At 74.1% G+C, this 19,574-nt stretch carries 21 protein-coding genes; 15 read left to right on the top strand and 6 right to left on the bottom strand.

Going from position 1 to position 19,574, the window contains the following annotated elements; genetic code table 11:
* Nucleotides 1–21: 21 nt before the first annotated feature.
* The 6 genes from AB0Q99_RS23020 (at nucleotide 22) to AB0Q99_RS22995 (ending at nucleotide 5,772) form a co-directional block, all read left to right on the top strand.
* Entirely contained in the window at nucleotides 22–189 is a 168-nt protein-coding gene (locus tag AB0Q99_RS23020) for a hypothetical protein (protein ID WP_363574635.1), read from the top strand.
* A 64-nt stretch (nucleotides 190–253) separates the two neighbouring features.
* Nucleotides 254–1,381: a class V lanthionine synthetase subunit LxmK gene (gene lxmK, locus AB0Q99_RS23015; RefSeq protein WP_363574633.1), complete on the top strand. Its 1,128-nt coding sequence runs from the start codon at nucleotides 254–256 to the stop codon at nucleotides 1,379–1,381.
* A 5-nt stretch (nucleotides 1,382–1,386) separates the two neighbouring features.
* Complete coding sequence (locus AB0Q99_RS23010; protein WP_363574631.1) at nucleotides 1,387–2,385, top strand: T3SS effector HopA1 family protein; 999 nt, start codon at nucleotides 1,387–1,389, stop codon at nucleotides 2,383–2,385.
* A gap of 49 nt (nucleotides 2,386–2,434) precedes the next feature.
* Nucleotides 2,435–2,836, top strand: a complete 402-nt coding sequence (locus AB0Q99_RS23005) for a transposase (protein ID WP_363574629.1) — start codon at nucleotides 2,435–2,437, stop codon at nucleotides 2,834–2,836.
* Between the two features lie 246 nt (nucleotides 2,837–3,082).
* Nucleotides 3,083–4,327 carry a pitrilysin family protein gene (locus AB0Q99_RS23000; RefSeq protein WP_363574627.1) on the top strand — a complete coding sequence of 415 codons (1,245 nt, stop codon included), beginning with the start codon at nucleotides 3,083–3,085 and terminating at the stop codon, nucleotides 4,325–4,327.
* Nucleotides 4,324–5,772 carry a pitrilysin family protein gene (locus AB0Q99_RS22995; protein WP_363574625.1) on the top strand — a complete coding sequence of 483 codons (1,449 nt, stop codon included), beginning with the start codon at nucleotides 4,324–4,326 and terminating at the stop codon, nucleotides 5,770–5,772. Before AB0Q99_RS23000 ends, AB0Q99_RS22995 begins: the two co-directional genes overlap by 4 nt.
* Before the next feature lie 151 nt (nucleotides 5,773–5,923).
* Here AB0Q99_RS22995 and AB0Q99_RS22990 read toward each other — a convergent pair whose 3' ends face one another.
* From AB0Q99_RS22990 to AB0Q99_RS22980, 3 genes are all read right to left on the bottom strand, one after another.
* Nucleotides 5,924–6,115, bottom strand: coding sequence for an LxmA leader domain family RiPP (locus AB0Q99_RS22990; RefSeq protein ID WP_363574623.1), 192 nt, complete (start codon nucleotides 6,113–6,115; stop codon nucleotides 5,924–5,926).
* 99 nt (nucleotides 6,116–6,214) lie between these two features.
* Nucleotides 6,215–6,406, bottom strand: a complete 192-nt coding sequence (locus tag AB0Q99_RS22985) for an LxmA leader domain family RiPP (protein WP_363574623.1) — start codon at nucleotides 6,404–6,406, stop codon at nucleotides 6,215–6,217.
* 99 nt (nucleotides 6,407–6,505) lie between these two features.
* Entirely contained in the window at nucleotides 6,506–6,703 is a 198-nt protein-coding gene (locus AB0Q99_RS22980) for an LxmA leader domain family RiPP (RefSeq protein ID WP_363574621.1), read from the bottom strand.
* Between the two features lie 490 nt (nucleotides 6,704–7,193).
* Between AB0Q99_RS22980 and AB0Q99_RS22975 the strand changes: the two genes are divergently transcribed.
* Nucleotides 7,194–8,120: a hypothetical protein gene (locus tag AB0Q99_RS22975; RefSeq protein ID WP_363574619.1), complete on the top strand. Its 927-nt coding sequence runs from the start codon at nucleotides 7,194–7,196 to the stop codon at nucleotides 8,118–8,120.
* Between the two features lie 39 nt (nucleotides 8,121–8,159).
* Nucleotides 8,160–8,474 carry a hypothetical protein gene (locus AB0Q99_RS22970; protein WP_363574617.1) on the top strand — a complete coding sequence of 105 codons (315 nt, stop codon included), beginning with the start codon at nucleotides 8,160–8,162 and terminating at the stop codon, nucleotides 8,472–8,474.
* A 161-nt stretch (nucleotides 8,475–8,635) separates the two neighbouring features.
* Here AB0Q99_RS22970 and AB0Q99_RS22965 read toward each other — a convergent pair whose 3' ends face one another.
* From AB0Q99_RS22965 to AB0Q99_RS22955, 3 genes are all read right to left on the bottom strand, one after another.
* Nucleotides 8,636–9,670, bottom strand: coding sequence for a LuxR C-terminal-related transcriptional regulator (locus tag AB0Q99_RS22965; RefSeq protein WP_363574615.1), 1,035 nt, complete (start codon nucleotides 9,668–9,670; stop codon nucleotides 8,636–8,638).
* A 345-nt stretch (nucleotides 9,671–10,015) separates the two neighbouring features.
* Nucleotides 10,016–11,131: a nucleotide disphospho-sugar-binding domain-containing protein gene (locus AB0Q99_RS22960; RefSeq protein WP_363574613.1), complete on the bottom strand. Its 1,116-nt coding sequence runs from the start codon at nucleotides 11,129–11,131 to the stop codon at nucleotides 10,016–10,018.
* Nucleotides 11,132–11,313: 182 nt separating this feature from the next.
* Nucleotides 11,314–12,096 carry an alpha/beta hydrolase gene (locus AB0Q99_RS22955; RefSeq protein ID WP_363574611.1) on the bottom strand — a complete coding sequence of 261 codons (783 nt, stop codon included), beginning with the start codon at nucleotides 12,094–12,096 and terminating at the stop codon, nucleotides 11,314–11,316.
* A 327-nt stretch (nucleotides 12,097–12,423) separates the two neighbouring features.
* Here AB0Q99_RS22955 and AB0Q99_RS22950 point away from each other — a divergent pair, with 327 nt between their 5' ends.
* The 7 genes from AB0Q99_RS22950 to AB0Q99_RS22920 all read left to right on the top strand — a co-directional run bounded on the left by AB0Q99_RS22950 (nucleotide 12,424) and on the right by AB0Q99_RS22920 (nucleotide 19,504).
* Nucleotides 12,424–12,906, top strand: a complete 483-nt coding sequence (locus AB0Q99_RS22950) for a hypothetical protein (RefSeq protein WP_363574609.1) — start codon at nucleotides 12,424–12,426, stop codon at nucleotides 12,904–12,906.
* Nucleotides 12,907–13,536: 630 nt separating this feature from the next.
* Nucleotides 13,537–13,965 (top strand): hypothetical protein, encoded by a 429-nt coding sequence (locus AB0Q99_RS22945; RefSeq protein WP_363574607.1) that lies wholly within the window; start codon nucleotides 13,537–13,539, stop codon nucleotides 13,963–13,965.
* A 121-nt stretch (nucleotides 13,966–14,086) separates the two neighbouring features.
* Nucleotides 14,087–15,001 (top strand): NAD(P)-dependent oxidoreductase, encoded by a 915-nt coding sequence (locus tag AB0Q99_RS22940; RefSeq protein WP_363574605.1) that lies wholly within the window; start codon nucleotides 14,087–14,089, stop codon nucleotides 14,999–15,001.
* Between the two features lie 135 nt (nucleotides 15,002–15,136).
* A complete protein-coding gene (locus AB0Q99_RS22935) occupies nucleotides 15,137–15,715 on the top strand; it encodes an NAD(P)H-dependent oxidoreductase (protein WP_363574603.1) in 579 nt (192 codons plus the stop codon).
* A 408-nt stretch (nucleotides 15,716–16,123) separates the two neighbouring features.
* Entirely contained in the window at nucleotides 16,124–17,242 is a 1,119-nt protein-coding gene (locus AB0Q99_RS22930) for an LAETG motif-containing sortase-dependent surface protein (protein WP_363574601.1), read from the top strand.
* 206 nt (nucleotides 17,243–17,448) lie between these two features.
* A complete protein-coding gene (locus AB0Q99_RS22925; RefSeq protein ID WP_363574693.1) occupies nucleotides 17,449–18,618 on the top strand; it encodes a hypothetical protein in 1,170 nt (389 codons plus the stop codon).
* 112 nt (nucleotides 18,619–18,730) lie between these two features.
* Nucleotides 18,731–19,504: a MerR family transcriptional regulator gene (locus AB0Q99_RS22920; protein WP_363574599.1), complete on the top strand. Its 774-nt coding sequence runs from the start codon at nucleotides 18,731–18,733 to the stop codon at nucleotides 19,502–19,504.
* Nucleotides 19,505–19,574 lie beyond the last annotated feature (70 nt).

Here is a 19,574-nt window from a genome sequence, read left to right as displayed (position 1 = left end):
TGCGCGTCCGCCGTCAGGCCGGTGTTCGCGTCCGCCGTCGCGGTGCTCGTCGCGCTCGCCGCGCGGCACCTCGTGAGACTCCGTCAAGTCCGGGAGGCCCGGGCGGTGCTGGCCGAGCCGCGCACGACGCGCCGCGAGACCGCCCCGGCCGCTCCCGAGGCCCGGTCCTTCCGCACCACCCACTGGTGACGGACGCGCCGTCCGTCGGCCGGGCCGGCCATCCACGTCCGCCCTCTCCACGCAGAGAAGCCCCATGCCAACTGACTTGAAGAACCCGCCGAACCCGCCGAAGCTCCGGTACGACCCGGTGCCGCTCGACTCCGCGCCCCAGGTCCAGGGCCTGCTCGCGCAGGCCGGACTCGGCGCACTGGACCCGGAGGCGCTGACCTCCTTCATGGGTCGGAACGACAACTGGGCCGGCACCACGTCCACCGGTGCCGAGGTCTTCGTCAAGCAGCTCGGCGGCAGTCCGCGGGACTCGCTGAGCCGGTTCACCCGGGCCGTCTCGTTCGACCGGATCCTGCGTTCGGCCCCGGTGGCCGAACTCCGCAGCCCCGCGCTGCTCGCCGCCGACGAGCCGTCCCGCACGCTCGCCTTCGACCTGATGGACGGCTGCAGGTCCGGCGCCGAGCTGGCGTCGGACGAGGAGTTCGACGACGCGCTGTCCGAGCGGGCCGGCCGACTGGTCGCCGAGCTGCACGAACTCCCGCTCGAAGACCACGACGTGGACGGCTCGCCGCCCCCGATGCCGCCGATGGACAGCCTGCGGGCGCTGCCGTGGTCGCTGTTCGCCGACTGCAGCGCCGCGCAGCTGGAGGCCTGGGGCCTCATGCAGTCGGACCGCGACCTGCTCGGCGCGCTCGGCGGGCTGCGCGAGCGCGAGCTGGCGGCCGAGCACCGGCCGTCCCACTGCGACCTGCGGCTGGACCAGTTCCTGCTGTCGGGCGGGATGCTGCTGCTCACCGACTGGGAGGAGTTCCGGCTGGCCGACCCGGCGCGGGACGTCGGCGGGTTCGCCGGCGAGTGGCTCTACCGGGCCGTGCTCGGCATCCCGAAGGCGCTCGGCGCGGAGGAGCGCTTCGGCCGCGCGCCGTCCCACGAGGACGTGGTCGGCCGGGGGGTCGAGGAACTGGACCGTCTGCGCCCGCGGATCGAGGCGTTCTGCGCCGGGTACCGCGCGGTGCGCCCGGAGCTCGACGCCGGGTTCGCCGCCCGGGCCGCCGGGTACGCGGGCTGGCACCTGATCGAGCGCATGCTCGCCGGTTCCGCCCAGCGCGTCCGGCTCGGCGCGGTCGACCGGGCCGCGGCCGGGATCGGCCGCTCGGCCCTGCTGGCGCCCGCCGCTTCCGTCACCACGCTCGGCCTGGGGGGCCTCTCGTGAACACCATGTCGTTCGCGGACACCATGACGTCCGCGCTGTCTCCGTCCGTCCGGGAACTGTTGGCGTCGGTGGAGGTGGACCCGGGGGGCCGCGCGGCCCGCGTGCTCGACCGGGAGCTGACCGCGCAGACCCCGCGGGACCTCCAGCACAAGCTGTCCGCCGCGTTCTACGACGCCTTCCACGCCGGGCGCGAGCCGATGTCCGGCGGGCAGCAGCGCACCCTGCGCGATCCGCGGCTGGAGGCCCGGTTCGCGGCGGCGATGCCGCACACGTCCAGCCTGACCCGGGTCCGTCCGGTCGGCGACGGGCCGAACGGTACCCGCATCGTGGAGTACCACGGCGTCCGGGTACTGCTGCCGGCCGGCGAGCCGGAGCCGGCGACCGGGGCCGCCTCCGCCGGGACCGCCTCGGCCGGGGCCGTCACGGTGCGGCTGCCCGCGGCCCGGCCCGCGATCTCCCCGGGCTACTTCATGGCGGACGGCTCGCGGGGCACGGTGGCCGGACGCCGCCTGCTGCGGGTGTACGTCCACCTGACGACCGTCGAGGCGGCGGTGGAGGCCTGGCGCCGGGTGCTCGGCGCACTGGAGGAGGCCGGCGTGCCGTACCGCGCGAAGGTCGCCTCCTCCGAGCGGCTGCTGCCGCGTCGGGACGCGCTGGTGGTGTACCTCGGGACCGGCGCCTGGCAGGCCGCCCGGACGGTGGCCGGGGCGGTCCGCGGCCTGGCCGGTGTCGGTGACGAAGTCTCGCTGCTCGCCGAGGAGTTGGCGCCGGGTGTGGCCGTCGCCTGGGAGCCGGATGACCTGCGGCCCGGGATGCGCCGGCTGAGCTTCGGCGAACACCGGGCGTCGGCGCTGGCCGAGGCCCTGGTGCACCATTCCCGCTCGGCCAACGCGGCCGGCCCGGAGGCGACCGTGCTGGAGACCTTCACGGCCGCCGGGATCGACCCGGCCTGCCCGGCCCGCAACCTGGACTCGCCGGTCCTGGGCCTCTCGGCCGCCGTCTGAGCGGGCGACCCCGAGCGCACCGGATCCGAAGGAACGGAGATGACTGGAGATGTCACGTCCCCCGGCCATGCCGGCCGAAGACAAACTGAAGATCGTCCTCACCGTGCTCGGCGGCGGAACCTCGATCGCGGAGGCCGCCCGGCAGGCCAAGGTCTCCGAGCAGTCGGTGGGGAACTGGAAGCGGCAGTTCATCGAGGGCGGCCGGCGCGGCCTGGAGGGCAGCGCCGGGCGCGGCAACGACCGTGAGAAGGAACTCCAGGAGGAGATCTCCGAGTTGAAGGCCGCGCTCGGCGAGGCGTTCATCGAACTGCGGGCCCGCCGACGAGTGGCGGACTACCGCCAGGTCCCTACCCGAACCTTGAGGCGATTCGACGGGAGAGCGGTTTCACCATCTCAAGGTTTTGCCGACTCATGGGCATCCCCCGTCGCACGTACACCCGTTGGGCGATGAACCACCGGACCGCACCCCGCGAAACCGCACCCCGCGAAACCGCGCCGGCGTCCGCGCCCCCGAGCCGGACGTGACCGCACGGGCCCCGCTCCGCTCCGGGCGGGGCCCGTGCCATTCCACCCACCAGGCCCCGAACCCGTGGCCACCGCACCCCGGAGGCTGATCCCCTTGCTCACGCCGGCGCCCCACCGGACGGCGCTCCACCGGACGACGCTCCCCAACGGACTGCGCGTCCTCCTGTACCCCATGGGGCACGTGCCCGCCGTCGGGGTCAGCGTGCACTACGACGTCGGCTTCCGGTCCGAGCCGGAACAGCGGACGGGCTTCGCCCACCTCTTCGAGCACCTGATGTTCCAGGGCAGCGAGAGCATCGAGCGGCTGGAGCACTTCCAGCGCGTCCAGGCGGCCGGCGGCACCGCCAACGGCTCGACCCACCAGGACCACACCGACTACTACCAGGTCGTCCCGGCGGCCGCGCTCGAACAGGTGCTGTTCCTGGAGGCCGACCGGATGCGGGCGCCGCGGCTCACCGAGGAGAGCCTGCGCACCCAGGTCGAGGTGGTGAAGGAGGAGATCCGGCTCAACGTCCTCAACCGCCCGTACGGCGGCTTCCCGTGGACCGTCCTGCCCGGGGTCCTCTACGACACCTACCCCAACGCCCACAACGGCTACGGCGACTTCCGCGACCTGGAGCGGGCGACCCTCGACGAGTGCGCCGCGTTCTTCGACACCTACTACTCGCCCGCCAACGCCGTGCTGACGATCGCCGGCGACTTCGACCCCGACGCCGCGCTCGACCTGGTGCGGCGCCACTTCGAGGACATCCCGGCCCGCCCGGCTCCGGCGCCCGTGCCGCTGGCCGAGCCGCCGCTGACCGGCGCCCGCAGCGGCGAGCACCCGGACCGGCACGCCCCGGCGCCCGCCCTCGCGGCCGGGTACCGGATGCCGGACCCGGCCACCGACCTGGACGGCTACCTGGCGCAGATGCTGCTCTCGACCGTGCTCACCGGCGCGTCCACAGCCCGCCTCAAGCGCCGGCTGCTGCACGGGACGCCGCTGGTGACGGACGTGAGCACCGGGTGCGGCCTGTTCGGCGCGCTGACCGCGCGCGCCCCCGACACCTTCCTGGTGGTGGCCACCCACGACGCCGCGACCGCGCCGGAGCGGATCCTCGACGTCCTCGACGAGGAACTGGCCGACCTCGCCGCCCACGGCCCGCGCGGGGACGAGCTGACCCGGGCGGCGATGCGCGCGGCGGCCGGCCTGCACCGCAAGCACGACGGCCTGGAGGCCCGCACCAGGTCGCTGGGCACCCTGGAGGTCCTCTACGGCCGGGCCGACCTGCTGGACCGGCTGCCGGACCGGCTCGCCGCCGTCACCGCCGAGCGGCTGGCCGCGGCCGCGGCCGCGTTGCGCCCGGACGCCCGGGCGGTGCTCCGGCTCGTCCCCACGTCCCGCCCCGCCGACCACGAACTGGAGCCCGTCCGGTGACCGCACCGACCCCGCAGCCGACCCGCCGCAGCGCGGCGCAGTCCACCCACGGCGCCGCGGCGCTGCCCACCCGCCTCGCCGCGGCGCAGTCCACCCACCGCAGCGCGGCGCAGATCGCCCGCACCGCGCGCGGACCGCGCCCGGTCCCCGAGGTGGCCGGGCAGCAGCCGTACCGGATGCCGCCCATGCTCGACACCGTGCTGCCGAACGGGCTGCGCGTGATCTGCGTGCGGCAGCCGTCCACCTCGATGACCGAGTTGCGGCTGCGGATCCCCTGCCTGCCCCGCGGCCCGCAGGCCCTGGCCGCCGCCGAGGTCATGGCGGCGACGCTGCTGCGCGGGACCACGGCGCGCGACCACCGGGAGACCGACTCGGTGCTGGCCCGCACCGGCGCCACCCTGGACGCCGTGCGCAGCCCGATGTGGCTGAACCTCATCGGGTCGGCCCCGCGCGACGGACTGCCGGCGCTGCTGCGGGTGCTGGCCGACGCCCTGGCGGACGCCCGGCACGCGGCCGCCGAGGTCGAGTCGGCCAAGGGCCGGCTCGCCGAGCGGATCAGGGTGGTCCGTTCCCAGCCGCAGGTGATCGCCCAGGAGGCGCTGCGCAAGCACGGTTACCGGGACGACCCGGCCGTGCGGGACACGCCCGAACCGGCCGTGCTGGCCGCGGTCACGGCCGCCGAGGTCGCGGCGCTCCACCGGAGCCTGCTCACCCCGGCCGGCTCCTCGCTGGTCCTGGTCGGCGACCTCGACCCGGAGCGGACGGTGGCCGAGGTGGCCGCCCTCACCTCGTGGTGGCAGGGCGGCGCGGCCGGCCGGGAGCCGGTCCGGGTGCCGCTGCCGGGGCCCGGGCCGGTACGGCTGGTGGACCGGCCGGGTGCCGTCCAGTCGCAGATCAGGCTGGTCGCGCCCGGGCCGGACCGGACCGACCCGGACTTCGGTGCGCTGAGCCTGGCGAACCTGGTCTTCGGCGGGTACTTCTCCTCGCGCCTGGTCACGAACATCCGCGAGACCAAGGGGTACGCCTACCGGACGGACTCCCGGTTCGAGGACGTCAAGGACACCCTGCGGCTGGCCGTCGAAGCCGACAGCGCGACCGGCTACACCGCCGCGGCACTGCGCGAGATCCGTTCGGAGCTGGTGCGGCTGACGGAGGGTCCGCTGCCGGAGGCCGAGGTCGAGTCGGCGCGGCGGTTCCTGCTCGGGATGAGCATGATCTCGCTGGCGAGCCAGGCGACGCTGGCCACCAACCTCTCGTCCACGCTGGGCTTCGGCCTCCCGCCGCAGTGGCTGACCGACTTCCCGGAGGCGGTCCGGACGGTCCGGCGGGAGGAGGTCGAGGCCGCCGCCCGCCGCTGGTTCGACCCGGGGGCCTTCACCGGCGTGGTGGTCGGCGACCGGACCGTGCTGGCGCCGGAGCTGGCCGAACTGGGCGTTGTGGTCTAGGAGTTCGGACCTCTCGGCGGCTCGGCGGCTCGGCAGCCGGGCCGTGTGGCCGAGCCGCCGGGGCGGGGACGCCGAGAGGGCCGGTCGTGGGGACGACCGGCCCTCGTCGTTGGGGCGCCCAGCAGGTGCGCCCCACGTTCGTGGGGGCGGTTCAGCAGCCCCAGTTGGCGGTGGCGCCGACGGCGCCGCTGACGACGCTGACGGTGAAGGCGCCGCACTCGGGGGAGGAGGCGGTGATGATGGTCGGCGTGGTGGCGGGGGCCTCGGCGGAGGCGCTGGCGCCCACTTCCTGGGCGTCGGTGTAGGCGGTGTAGCCGGCGATGAGCTGGTCGGCGGTGTTCATGGCTTCTCCAGTGGGGTCGGAAGGGCGGGCCGGTGGGCCCGGTGGGGTGGTGCCGGAGGGGCCTGCCTGCTGCGGGCCCCTCCGGTGTCAACGACTGCTTCAGCAGCCCCAGTTGGCGGTGGCGCCGACGGCGCCGCTGACGACGCTGACGGTGAAGGCGCCGCACTCGGGGGAGGAGGCGGTGATGATGGTCGGCGTGGTGGCGGGGGCCTCGGCGGAGGCGCTGGCGCCCACTTCCTGGGCGTCGGTGTAGGCGGTGTAGCCGGCGATGAGCTGGTCGGCGGTGTTCATGGCTTCTCCAGTGGGGTCGGAAGGGCGGGCCGGTGGGCCCGGTCGGGTGGTGCCGGAGGGGCCTGCCTGCTGCGGGCCCCTCCGGTGTCAACGACTGCTTCAGCAGCCCCAGTTGACCGTGCCGGCGATCGAGCCGCCGATGACGCTGCCGACCGCGGCACCGCACGCGGCGGTGGAGACGGCGATCACGCTGAGCGCGGGGGTGGTGGCGGGGGCCTCGGCCGAAGCGCCCGCGCCGACCTCCTCGGCGTCGGTGTAGGCGGTGTAGCCGGCGATGAGCTGGTCAGCGGTGTTCATGGGGTTCTCCTCTGCGGAATTCCTCGGACGGTTTACCGGTAGCTCCTGCGAAGGAGCCGCCGGGCGGCGCCCCCGCTTCGCCCCGGGTGGGGCGCTCGGTGGCTGCCGAGGAAATTTCTAACAGTCCGCGGCGCCCGAAGAATGGCCCTGCTTTCGGGTCCGGACCCGCGACCTGCGAACATTCCGTGATAACCACATCCAGTGGCCCGGAAAAGCGGACGGGAATCGCGGGGGAGCCGCCGGGGGAAGCGTCCGGCGGGCGCTGGCCAAGGAATGGCCCAGTCGGGACGCCGGGATATTTTGCCACCCTCGGGAGCCCTGCTGGACCGGTGCCCAGGCTGATCGGAGGGCGGGGGCGGTCCCTGCCGGGACCCCCCGATCGCTTCCGCTGCTTTCCCCATTCTTGTTCGCCCGAATCGTGCTAGTAATGACATCGCCACCGCAGCCGGTGGCCTTCCGACCTTCTTCCACCGTCCCCGAGGGGGTGAAAATGACCGGCCAGGAAAACGAGACCCCGGTCGAGCGGTTCGCCACCGGATTCCTGCGCACCGAGGTGTACCGGTCCGTTGCGGAATTCCACTGGAGCCGTCGCCCCGGGGTGCTCCGGGCGGCCGCGCTGGGCGCGCCCGGTGACCCGGTCCGCGCGGCCCTGCGCACGGTGACCGGTGGCCTTCCGCCGGTGCTGCCCGAGGTGCGCGGGGAGGAACGCCGCTACCGCGTGCCGGCCCGCACGACGGCCGCCGCCCTGCTGCTGCACCCCGTGGCGACGACCCGCACCGAGGCCCTGGTCCGCGGGCTCACCGAGGCCGGCCGTACCCTCGCCCGGATGCACGCCCTGACCGTGCCCGGCCCGCTGCCGCGGACCGGCCCGCCCGGACCGGCCCGGCTCGACGCCTGGCTGGGCACCGGGCACGGCCCGGGGGCGGCCCCGCGGCTGTACGGATCGCTGCGCGACGTGCTCGGCCCGGGGCGCTGGGAGGCCGTCCGCGGCTGGTGCGCCGACCTGACCGGCGGCGCGTCCGGGGACGTGCTGCTGCACGGGGCCCCGGGGCTCGGGTCGGTCGTCCTCGACGGCCGCACCGGTGCGGGGGCCCTGCTCACCGGGGAGGAGGTGTCCCGCGGGCCGGCCGGCTTCGACCTCGGCTGGATCCTGGGCGAGTTCACCGAGTTCGGGCTGCTCCGGGAGCACTTCGGGGTCGGCTCGGACCCGGACCGGCTCGCCGCGGTCCGCCAGGCCCTGCTCGACGGCTACGGGCCGCTGCCGGACGCGCGGACGGTGCGGCGCGCGTCGGTGCTCAGAGTGTTCACCCACGCCCACGACTTCGCCGCGTACATGGGCTGGGACGACCAACTGCTCTTCTACGGACGGCAGGTCGCCCAGCTCGTGGACGCGGAATCGGCCGCTCCCGCGGTCTGACGGTCGGTCTGATAAGTTGCCTGACACAAGGAGTTGATCATGTTCTCGTCCCGTGAAACCCACCTGGTCGTCCTGCGTGAGCTGGACGTCGCCCGCACCGCGCTGCGTGAGGCGCTGGCCGCCGCCGGCGCCGAGGAGCAGCCCGGCCTCGAACGCGCCCTGTCGGTCCTCGACGGGCTGCGCGGCAACGAGCAGCAGCTGAAGGGGAAGTGGGTCGGCGGCCTGCTGGACCAGGCGGGCATCGACCCGCGCACCAACGAGGTCAGTGCCGTCCGCGAGCTGCGCCGCGCCATCCCCGGCCTGGGCCTCGCCGCCGCCGTCGACCTGGTGAAGCAGGCCAACGAGGCGGCCTGACGCGCCACCTGACGCACCGTCCGACGCGCCGTCCGTTCGGCGCGGCACCCGTCCGCCGGGCCCGATCGACAGGATCGGGCCCGGCGTTCGCGTCCTCGGCGCCGGCGCGTTCCGGACCGCTGGGAGTCCCCCGGACCGGACCGGGCGGAACCGGACCGGGCTCAGGCGGCGCCCGAGTCCGGCAGGCCGACGGTGGCACGGGCGAGGTACCCGGCCTGGAAGCGGCTCTCCGCGCCCAGCATCTCCATGATCTCCGCGATGTGCTTCCGGCAGGTCCGTAGCGACATGCCGAGGCGCCGCGCGATCACCTCGTCCTTGAGGCCCTCGGCCAGCAGCCGGACGATGGCCTCCTTGATCTCGCCGGCCGCCGGCGACCTGCTGAACCGCGCGGGCGTGTAGTGGTCCGCCTGGGACCACCAGCGGTCGAAGACCGAGCACAGGTACTCGACCGTCGAGGCGTCCCGGATCACCACCGCCGCGTCGGGGTCGTCCTGGTGCGGGATGAACACCACCTCCCGGTCGAAGGCGATCATCCGCCCGAACAGCTCGCTCGTGGTGCGGACCTCCGCACCGACCTGGGTGATCCGCTGGACGTACTCCTGGGTCGGCGCGTGGTGCCGGGCCGTGTGCTGGTAGAGCGTGCGCATGCGCACCCCGCGCCGGAGCATGGTCAGGTCGCGGGTGTACGCCTGCTCCAGCAGGTGCGGCGCCCGCCCGCCGCCGGGCTGGCAGGTGAGTGCCTCCTGCCGGCACCGGGCCGTGGCGTCCGCGATGAGGTCGATGACCGTGGCCAGCTCGTGGATCTCCTCCAGGCCGGCGTGGCCGGGGGTGCGGTTCCGGGCGTACACCTGGCCGAGCAGCGCGAGTTCCCCCCGGATCCGCTGGGTGTCGGCGAGCTGCCGGCGCAGCTCGCTCTCGATCGGCGCGAGCAGTCCGGCGGCGGCCACGTCGGGATTGACCGGCACGAAGCGCGTCGTCCCGGACGAGCCCGCGGGCAGCGGACGCAGGAGGTGCATCCGCTCCAGGCGCCGGACGGCGGTGGAGACCAGTTCCGGCTCCGTGCCCAGGGTCTCGGCGGCGTCGTGCGGGTCGAGGTGGCCGCGGTCGACGGCCAGTTGGAAGAGCCGGATGTCGTCCTCGCTGAGGGAGCCGAATCCGGCCAAGTCGGTTTCCGGATCCGGATGGGCGTCGCGCATGTCAACTCGCAAACATTCTCAGAGTCCCGTGCCCCGCTCCGGGCCTGCGTGTGGGCACGCAGACGCCGGTACTGTCCCCCCGACACCCATGAGCTGGCGTTCTGTCCGGCAATCGTACCAACCGGCTCTGTCTCGTCACGCTCCGTGACTATCGCCACCGTCGTGCGTGCGGGCGGGCCGTGGCGGCGGGAATGCGCACCCGTGATCGGTCACGGTCCGCAGCGATGGCCGGAAAACGACGTAGGCCCGGAAGCCTCCGCGGTGGAGGTCCGGGCCGGTCGTCCGGCTGCCCCGCGGGCCGGGCCGCGGCGGTCAGGTGGTGGTCGGGTGGTGGTCGGGTGGTGGTCAGGCCGTGGTCAGGGCTTCGAGGGCGGGGACGAGGGCGGCCGGGCTGGGGAGGGCGGCGTTCTCGGCCCGGAGGCGGTGGGCGGCGTCGCGGAGACCGGGGTCGGTGACGAGGCGGTCGAGGAGGGCGGTGTCCACGGCGTCGGACGCGGAGCTCAGCGCGGCGCCGGTCGCGGTGAGGGCCTCGGCGTTGATGAAGTGGTCCGCGCCCTGGGGGAGGAGCAGCTGGGGCAGGCCGGCCTGGAGGGCGGTCAGCATGGTGCCCGAGCCACCGTGGTGGATCAACACGTCGGCGCGGCCGAGCAGTTCGTTGAGCGGGACCCAGGGCAGTCCGCGGACGTTGTCGGGCAGGGTGCCGAGCGGGGTGAGGTCGGCCCCGCCGACCGCGAGCAGGAAGTCCGCGTCGACCTCGGCCGCGGCCTCGACCAGGCGGACGACCGCCCGGACACCGTCGAGTTCGGCGAGCACGGTGCCCAGGGTGACGACGATCCGGGGGCGGTCGGCGGGGCGGAGGAACTCGGTCGGGACCACGCCGCCGCCGTTGTAGGGGACGTAGCGCATCGGCAGACCGTCCGGGTCGCCGCCGAGCGGGCCGACGTTGAGCGCGATGGCGGCGGCGGGGCCGTCCAGACCGTGCCGCTCGTAGACGTCGGTGAAGTGGGAGGCGAGCAGACCGGCCATCGGGAGGCCGGGCTTGACCCCGAAGTTGTTGACCACCGACGGGATCTTGAGCAGCGTCGCCACCAGTGGGGCGGCGGCCTCGAAGGAGTCGTGGACGATCAGGTCGGCGCCCCATCCGGTGGCCGTCTCCAGCAGTCCGTCCACGGAGAGCCGGGAGGCGTGCGCGAAGAGCAGGGCCGCCCGGTCGAAGATCTCCTCCTGCGACTTGCCCGCGGCGACGTACTCGATCTTTCCCTGGAGGCGGTCCTCGAACAGGTCCCGCAGGACCCGGCCGTCGCCGAGCTCGACGATCGGGAAGCCCGCGCCGCGGAGTTGGTCGAGCGGCTGCCCGCAGGCGAACAGGACCTCGTGCCCGGCGGCGCGCAGTGCCTGGGCGGTCGGCACCATCGGGAAGAGGTGGCCGGCGGAGGCGGGGCCGGTGAAGAGTATGCGCATCGTGTACTCCTTGCCGATGAAGCTTACGAAGCAGTCTCACCTTGACAGTTGACGTTCAGTCAATGTCATTCCGATCTCCGGGCGCGGTTATCGGCCGTTCTGCGCGGGGGCTTGCCACCCGGGCGACGGTGTGCTCCTCGTCCGCCCGCCGTCCGTCCTCGCCGGTTGTCCGCCCACGCCGTTCACGCGGCGTCGAGGAACTCCCGGACGGTCCGGGTGAACGCCTCGGTCTCCTCGGCGAGCACGATGTGACCGGTGTCGAACTCGGCGTAGACGCTGCCCGGGAGGGCGGCGTGCAGCTGCCGCGCGTTCCGCACCGGGACGGTGGCGTCCTGGGTGCAGCCGATCACCAGGGCCGGGGCCTGGACGCGGGGGAGCAGCGGGGTGAGGTCCAGGCCGAGGTTCAGGGCGATGTGCCGCAGGGTGCCGGGAGTCGGCCGCAGGTAGGCGGTGTTGGCCTCGACGGCGGCGCGCCCGATGCGGTCGAGGAAGCCGCCGCTGAAGGCGGTCAGGGTGGCGTAGCCGCCGAAGGCGCTCGGGTGGTCGGCGAGCGACAGCCAGGTGGCCATGGAGAGGCGCAGGTACTCGTCCTGTTCGGCGCTGATCCAGCCGGCGGCGGCGACCAGCCGGCGGACCCGGTCGGGGCGCCGGGCGGCGGCCGCGGTGGCGACGACGGCGCCGAGCGAGAAGCCGAAGACGTCGGCGGGGCCGCGGCCGGCGTGGTCGATCACGGCGTTGACCTGGTCGGCGAGGGTCTCCAGGGTGAGCGGTTCGCCGTCGTCCTCGGCGGCCTCGCTGCCGGAGAGGTCGGGTAGCAGCACGGTGTAGCGGTCGGTGAAGGAGTCCAGCAGGCCGTCCCACATGCCGGAGCCGGGGCCGGTGCCGTGGACGAGGACCAGGGTCTCGGGGCCGTCGCCGACGACGCGGTAGGGGATGCGGGCGGTGCCGACGGTGATGGTGGGCATGGCGGGGTCCTCTCGAAGGTGGTCGTGCCGCGGGCTCGGCAGGTCGGGCCGTCGGCGGCACGAGAAGTAAACTACACAGTGCAGAGTAGTGATTCAACTGCACCGTGCAGTGCAAAGAGAGGGTGTGGAAACGGTGAGGGGCGGAACTGTCCGTACTCGCCCACCGTCCAAGCAGTGACGGAATCCCAGCCCGGGTTGAACGCCGGGAGGAGCACGGAGGGCCCTGTGCAGTCAGGTGGTGCCGAACTCGGCGTCGGATGCCCGAGCGGTTGTCCCGGTGGTGAGCCGATCGCACCCGCCCGGTGGTGGCCGGGCGCCGAGCGCGATGTGGCGGTCGATCAATTCGACGCCGCCCGGCGCTGCGAGACGCTGCTCCAGGACACCCTGGAGGCCATCGACCCGATGCCGGCCTGGCAGGAGGCGGCGCTCCGGGCGGGCGCGCGGCTGCCGCGACCGGGGCGCGAGTCGGCGGTGCGCTGGTACGTCGCCCGGGGGCGGCACATCCTGACCGTCGTCTCGCTGCCCCGGCGGGCGGTGCTGGTGGACGTGGTGGAGCGGCACTGGCGGCGGAGCGGTTGGACGATCACCTCGCTGAACGCCGGCCGGGACCGTCCGGGAGTCGCCGCGACCACCCGGGACGGCTATCGACTGGCGCTCTGCTTCGGGGAGTTGGGTGAGGCCGGGCTGACCGCGAGCTCGCCCGGGGTGGCCCGCTCGGAGCGGATCCCGGTGCTGTCGGGGGACGGGGGCCAGGGCTCGGCGCCGCCGCTGCCGTCCGTCTGCTGCCCGTACTGGAGCGCGTTGGCGTAGCCCGGGGCGGCGGGCGGAGCGGGCCTGGGGGAGGACCGGGGGAGGCGTGGAGCGAGTCCCCCCGGACTCGCTCCACGCCGCCACGTCGCGCGGCTTCGGCGCTGCCGCTCCCCCCGACACCCCGGCAGCCTCGCCGTTCCCCCCTGGCTGCACCCTCCGGCGAGAGCGTCCGCACAGGCCCCGGCGAGTCCCCACCCCCGGGGACGTCGTTGGTCTCACGCTAACAAACCGCGTGGTTGGTTTGTCAATAGTGGAATCCACGAAACATCCACATTGTGGTGATCGGCACGGGCGGGCCGGAAAGGTGCCGGACCAGGCATTTGTGGGCCCGTCGGCGCATCGGGCCGGCGGGCTTCCGTGCACCGGCCGGACCGGGGCTGCTCACGCGCCCGCCCGGAATCCGACATTCCGAGCATCATGGCAGCACGCAGCGACACCGGGCGAGCGCCCAGCGCAGCCGGGGGCGGGGGGAGAACGCGGTCGGCGGTCGGCCGTCCCGTGCCGCGGGATGGCCGACCGGCCGGATTCATTGACTCGTTCGGGTGAACACACGGAGGGTCGCCGCAGAACACGGGGTGACCCTTCGAAAAGCCGCTGCCGCTGTCAGTGCCGCGTGGCAGGCTTCCCGGTATGACGGCGTGGACCCTCAACGACATCGAACGTGCGATCCGCTCCTCCTGGGGTGTTGACACTTGTGCGCCCGAGGATCTGGCCCACTGGCGTCCCGACAATCCCGCCCGCGGCCAGTGCGGGGTGACGGCGATGGTGCTCCACGACCTGCTCGGCGGCGAGCTGATGATGGGCGAGGTGTACGTCGACGGGGTCCGGACGGACCTCCACTGGTGGAACCGCTTCGCCACCGGCTTCGAGATCGACCTCACCCGCGAGCAGTTCGGGCCCGATGAGCTGGTCGGCCCCGGCCGCCCGGTCGCCCGCCCGGCCCGGCCCGGCCGGCTGCAGGCCCAGTACGAGCTGCTGCGCGGCCGGGTGATCGCCGAGCTGGAGCGCGGGGCCGCCGCCGCGCACCACGCCCGGATGCCGGCGCGCGCCTGCGCCTGAGCGCCCGGCACGCCGGCGGCCGCCGTGCGTGTCCTGCGCGTGCTGTTCGCCGTGCCGCCCCGCGCGGTGGCTCCCGTGAGCGGCCGGGCCCGGTGGCCGCCTGACGTACAGTCGGCCGCAGATGAGCGGCAACGGCGACGGGAGTGGGCGGATGGCCGGGACGACGGTCGGCTTCGTGGGGCTGGGCGCGATGGGGCGGGGCATGGCCGGCAGCCTGCTGCGGGCCGGTCACCCCGTACGGGTCTGGAACCGTTCGCCCGAGCCGGTGGCCGCCCTGGTCGCCGAGGGCGCGCAGGCGGCCGACTCGCTCGCCGAGGCGTTCGCCGCCGACACGGTGGTCTCCATGCTCGCCGACGACGCCGCGGTCGAGCGCCTGCTGCTCGACCCCGCCCTGCTGGCCGGCGCCTCGGCGACCCTGCACGTCAACATGGCCACCGTCTCGCTCGCGCTCGCCGAACGGGCCGAGGCGCTGCACGCCGAGCACGGCATCGGCTACGTCGCCGCGCCCGTGCTCGGCCGGCCGCCGGTCGCGGCGGAGGGCCGGCTGAACATCCTGACCGCGGGCGCCGCGGACCTGCTGGCCAGGGCCGAGCCGCTGTTCGCCGCGATGGGGCAGCGCACCTGGTACTTCGGCGAGAGCCCCCGGCAGGCCAACACCGCCAAGATCAGCGTCAACTTCCTGCTGGCCTGCGCGATCGAGTCGATGGCCGAGGCGTGCAGCCTGGCCGACGCCAACGGGGTCCGGCCGACCGATCTGATCGAGATGCTCACCGGCACGCTCTTCCCCGGGCCGGTCTACTCCGGCTACGGCGCGATGGTGGCCGAGCGCCGCTACGAACCGGCCGGCTTCCGCCTGCCGCTCGGGCTCAAGGACGTCGGCCTCGCGCTGGAGGCGGGGGCGGCGCGGCACGTGCCGCTGCCGTTCGGCAGCATCCTGCGGGACGCCTTCCTGGACGCGCTGGCCCACGGCGACGGGGACAAGGACTGGGCGGCGGTCGCCGCCGTCGCCCGCCGCCGGGCCGGCCTGCCCGAGTGACCCGGGCCGACCGGTCCGAGCGACCACGGCGGCCGGGACACCGGGGTGGGACAGCCGGGGGCGCGGACGCGGAATAACCGGCGCGCGCCGACTGCTCGCACCCCCGACCACACCATGTGACCCGGGGGAGTTCCGATGTCCCACCAGCTTTCCGGTGCCGAGGCGCCGCGCCGGTTCCTGTTCCTCGACTCCAGCGCCCGCGCCGACGGCAACTCCGCCCGGCTCGCCCGGCTGGCCGCCGAGTCGAGCCTGCCGCAGGGGGCCGAGCAGCGCTGGCTGCGGCTCGACGAGCACCCGCTGCCGCCCTTCCGGGACGTCCGGCACGAGGGCGAAGGCCGCTACCCCGAGCCGGTCGGCCACGAACGGACCCTGCTGGACGCCACCTTGGCGGCCACCGACCTGGTCCTCGTGGCGCCGCTGTACTGGTACACGCTGCCGACCAGCGCCAAGCTCTACCTCGACCACTGGTCGGGCTGGTTCCGGGTGCCCGGGCTGGACTTCCGCGCCCGGATGGGCGGCGCCACCCTGTGGGGCGTCACCGCCCTCGGCGGCCCCGAGGACACGGCCGAACCGCTGATCGGCACGCTCCGGCTGACCGCCGAGTACATGGGGATGCGCTGGGGTGGCGTGCTGCTCGGCAACGGCAGCCGCCCGGGGGACGTGCTGCGCGACGAGCGGGCGCTGATCGCGGCCAAGTCCTTCTTCGACGCCTGACGGCCGACGCCTGACGGCCGACGCCCGGCAGTCGACAGCTGACCGTCGACGGGGGACCCCTGACGCCCGCCGGCCGCCACCGGTCCGCCACACCCGCACCACCGATCCGTCGCCGAACCGTCACCCGGACCCGTACCGCTCCCGCCCCTGGGTGCGGTACGGTCCTCCGGACGTGTACCCGTCACTCCCCGGTCATCATTTGGTAAAGAGCAAAAGCCTTACCAGTGGACGGAGTTGGACGAACCGGGCGCCCCATTTCCAAGCCTCGGTAGCAGCGCGGCACCCGCCTTTCCGACCGGCCGGATCGTTCGGTACTCTCCGTCGCACTTTCAGCTTCGCGGGGGGACGTGGCGTCTGCGGCCGCCCCTCGCGCCCGGGCCTCGCCCGGAAACGTCCGTGAGGTCTCCCTTGTCCATACGTCGCAGTCTCGCCCTCGCCGGCGCCGCCGCACTCGCGTCCTCGCTCGTGCTGGCCGGCGCCCAGGGCGCCGTGGCCGTCGGTACCACCGGCTCCCCGTCCGCCAGCGCCCCGGCCGAGAAGGCGGGGCACCAGAGCCTCGACCTCTCGGTGCGCGGTGTGCCCGGCACCTTCTTCGCCGGCGATGACGCCCGCGAGTTCACCTACCGGATCGACAACTCGACCAAGACCGACTTCGTCGCCTACCCGCTGCTGAAGTTCAAGAACAAGGCGGGCTCGCTCAAGGCGAAGGACCTCAAGCTGGAGTACCAGCTGCCGGCCTCGCTGCCCGGCGGCGGCACCTGGAAGCCCGCCTCCGTCGCCCCCGGCGGCGGTGACGGCGACGACAGCGCCGTGCTGATGTTCCTCGGCGGCATCACCGCCGACGGCGACGCCGCCGACGGCGCGCTGCTCTACCTCGCGCAGGGCAAGAGCATCGACATCAAGGTCCGCGCCGCCTTCACCAAGGACGCCCCGCTGGGCAAGGCCGGTGTCGTGCCGGTGGTCTTCTCCGCCGACGCCAACGACGCCAACGACAACGGGCACTTCAGCTGCGACGGGATCAAGGGCGCCGGCTTCACCATCAAGGCCGGCGGCGGCAAGCCCAGCCCGACCCCCACCCCGACCAAGACCGGCAAGCCGACCCCGACCGGGAGCCACTCGCCGACCGAGTCGCCGACCGCCACGGCCACCGCGACCTCGACGGCCACCTCGACCCCGACCACCGGGCCGACCACCCCGGCGCCGACCACCTCGGCCCCCGGCACCGGCTCGCCGTCCGCCTCGCCGTCCGCGTCCGGCACCACCGAGGCCCCGGCGCCGTCCGGCAGCACCGACGCCCCGCAGCCGATCGACTTCCCGGTCCAGCCGCCGAACGTCACCCCGCCGAAGATCACCCCGGGCGGGGTCAGCAAGGCCAAGACCGATGCCGCCAACGCGGACAAGTCCCTGGCCCAGACCGGTGGCGGTGACGACACCACCGCGATCGCGGGCGCCGGCGCCGCCGTCCTGGTGGCCGGTGTCGGCACCCTCGTGGTGCTGCGCCGCCGCAAGGCCGGTCAGCACAGCTGACCTGACGGCTGACCTGGGGGACCGTGTCCCGGGTACTCCCGTGCCGCCCGCACCGTCCACCGGACGGACACGCGGGCGGCACGGGCGGTATTCCTGCGTCACATAGGATGTCCGGCCGGAGGGGGGCGGAACCGGCGGGGAGAGGACAGGTGCGGGAAGCACGCACGGCACGGACCACCACGGACTACGAGTCGGCGACCGGACGCATCGCGGGACTCCCACTGCGGAGGCACCACGTCCTGTTGGCCGCCTGGACGGTGCTCTGGTTCTTCCTGGTCGAGCCGAGCGGCGGCTTCTCCTGGCACTACCTGCGCCAGGGCGAGCAGCTGCTCTTCAGCGGCCAGCCCGACGGTGGTCTGTCGCTCTACGCCCACCACCCGGAGCTGCAGATCGGCCCGGTCAGCCTGGCCGCGGCCCGGCTCACCGCCCCGTTCTCGCCGCACGCCGGCCAGCTGGTCGCCGAGGCGGCCAGCGCCGCGCTCGGCCTGGTGATGCTGGTCCTGGTCGGCCGGACCGCGGCCCTGTACTACCTGGGCACCGGTACCAACCACCGCCGCCTCCAGCAGCGGCTGCTGATCGCCGGACTGGCCTTCATCCCGATGTGGGTCGAGGTGTCGGTCCGCTTCGCGCACCTGGACGACGTCCTCGCGCTGTTCTTCACCACCCTCGCCGCGCACGCCCTGGCCCGCGGCAAGCCCACCCAGGTCGCGATCTTCCTGGCGCTGGCGGTCGATTCCAAACCCTGGGCGATCGCCTTCGCCCCGCTGATCCTGGCGTTGCCCCGGCGCAGCTGGCTGCGCACCGCGCTCTGGTTCGCCGTCCTGGTGGCGGTCGCCTGGCTGCCGTTCTACCTGGGCAACCTGGACACCATGGCGGCGGCCAAGTTCACCATCCCCAACCAGCCCGCGTCCGCGCTGCGCTGGTTCGGGGTGACCGACCCCGCCACCCCCTGGTGGGACCGTCCGACCCAGTTCGCGCTCGGCCTGGGCCTCGGCAGCATCGCGGTGTGGCGCGGCCGTTGGCCGGCCGTGGTGCTGCTCGGCGCGGACGCCCGGATTCTGCTCGACCCGAGCGTCTACACGTACTACACGGCCTCGATCCTGCTCGGCACCCTGCTCTGGGACGCGGTCGGGCAGAAGCGGCTCGTCCCCTGGTGGAGCTGGATCGCGCTGGCCGCGCTGTACGGCGGCACGCTGCTCCTGCCGTCCGACTCGGCCCGCGGCTTCGTCCGGCTCGCCTTCGTGGTGGTCTCCGCCGCGTACGTGCTGCTCTGGCCGACCCAGCAGCCCGGCCGGCCGCGGGCCGGCGGCACGGGCGACGGCGGACGCCGGTCGGCCCGGCGGCGCGAGCGGGAGCTGGTCGGCGCCGAGGCCTGAGCAGCCGAGGCCTGAGCAGCCGAGGCCCGGGCGGCTCGCACCCGCGGGAGCGGCTTGACCCTCACGCGACGTGAGAGCCGAGGGTGGTGGTCAGCACCAGGGAGGAAATCCGATGACCACCGAGGGCCACTCGGTCGGCGCCGTGGCGAAGATCGCCAAGGTGACCGTCCGCACCCTGCACCACTACGACGAGATCGGCCTGCTGTCCCCCGCCGGCCGGACCCGCTCCGGCTACCGCCGGTACGTGGACGCCGACCTCGACCGGCTGCAGCAGATCCTCTTCTACCGCGAACTCGGCTTCCCCCTGGAGGAGATCGCGGCGATCCTGGACGACCACTCGGTCAGCCCGAGCGAACACCTCCGGCGGCAGCACCGACTGCTGACCGACCGGATCAGGCACCTCCAGGACCTCGCCGCAGCCGTCGAACACGCCATGGAGGCACGGAGAATGGGCATTCAGCTGACCCCGGAGGAGAAGTTCGAGATCTTCGGCGAGGGCTACCGGGAGGACTGGGAGCAGGAGGCCGAGCAGCGCTGGGGCGACACCGAGGCCTGGGCCGAGTCGCAGCGCCGCACCGGCGGCTACTCCAAGGCCGACTGGCAGCGGATCCAGGCCGAGATGACCGAGCTCAACGCCCGCCTGGCCGAGGCGCTCACCGCCGGCGAGCCCGCCGACGGCCCGCTGGCCACCGACCTCGCCGAGGCGCACCGGCAGCACATCTGCCGGAACTTCTACGACTGCACGTTCACCATCCACCGCGGCCTGGCCGGCCTGTACGTCTCCGACCCGCGCTGGACGGGCATGTACGAGGAGATCGCCCCGGGCCTGGCGCGGTGGCTGCACGACGCCATCGTCGCCAACGCGGACCGGCGCGAGCGGGCCTGAGCGGGCAGGCCCGCGCCGACGGGTCCGAGCCGTCAGGGCTGAACTGTCAGGCCCGAGTCGTCAGGGCTGA

The sequence above is a fragment of the Kitasatospora sp. NPDC086791 genome (assembly GCF_040685975.1).
GTDB lineage: Bacteria > Actinomycetota > Actinomycetes > Streptomycetales > Streptomycetaceae > Kitasatospora.
This window is presented reverse-complemented; position numbering and strand designations above follow the sequence as displayed.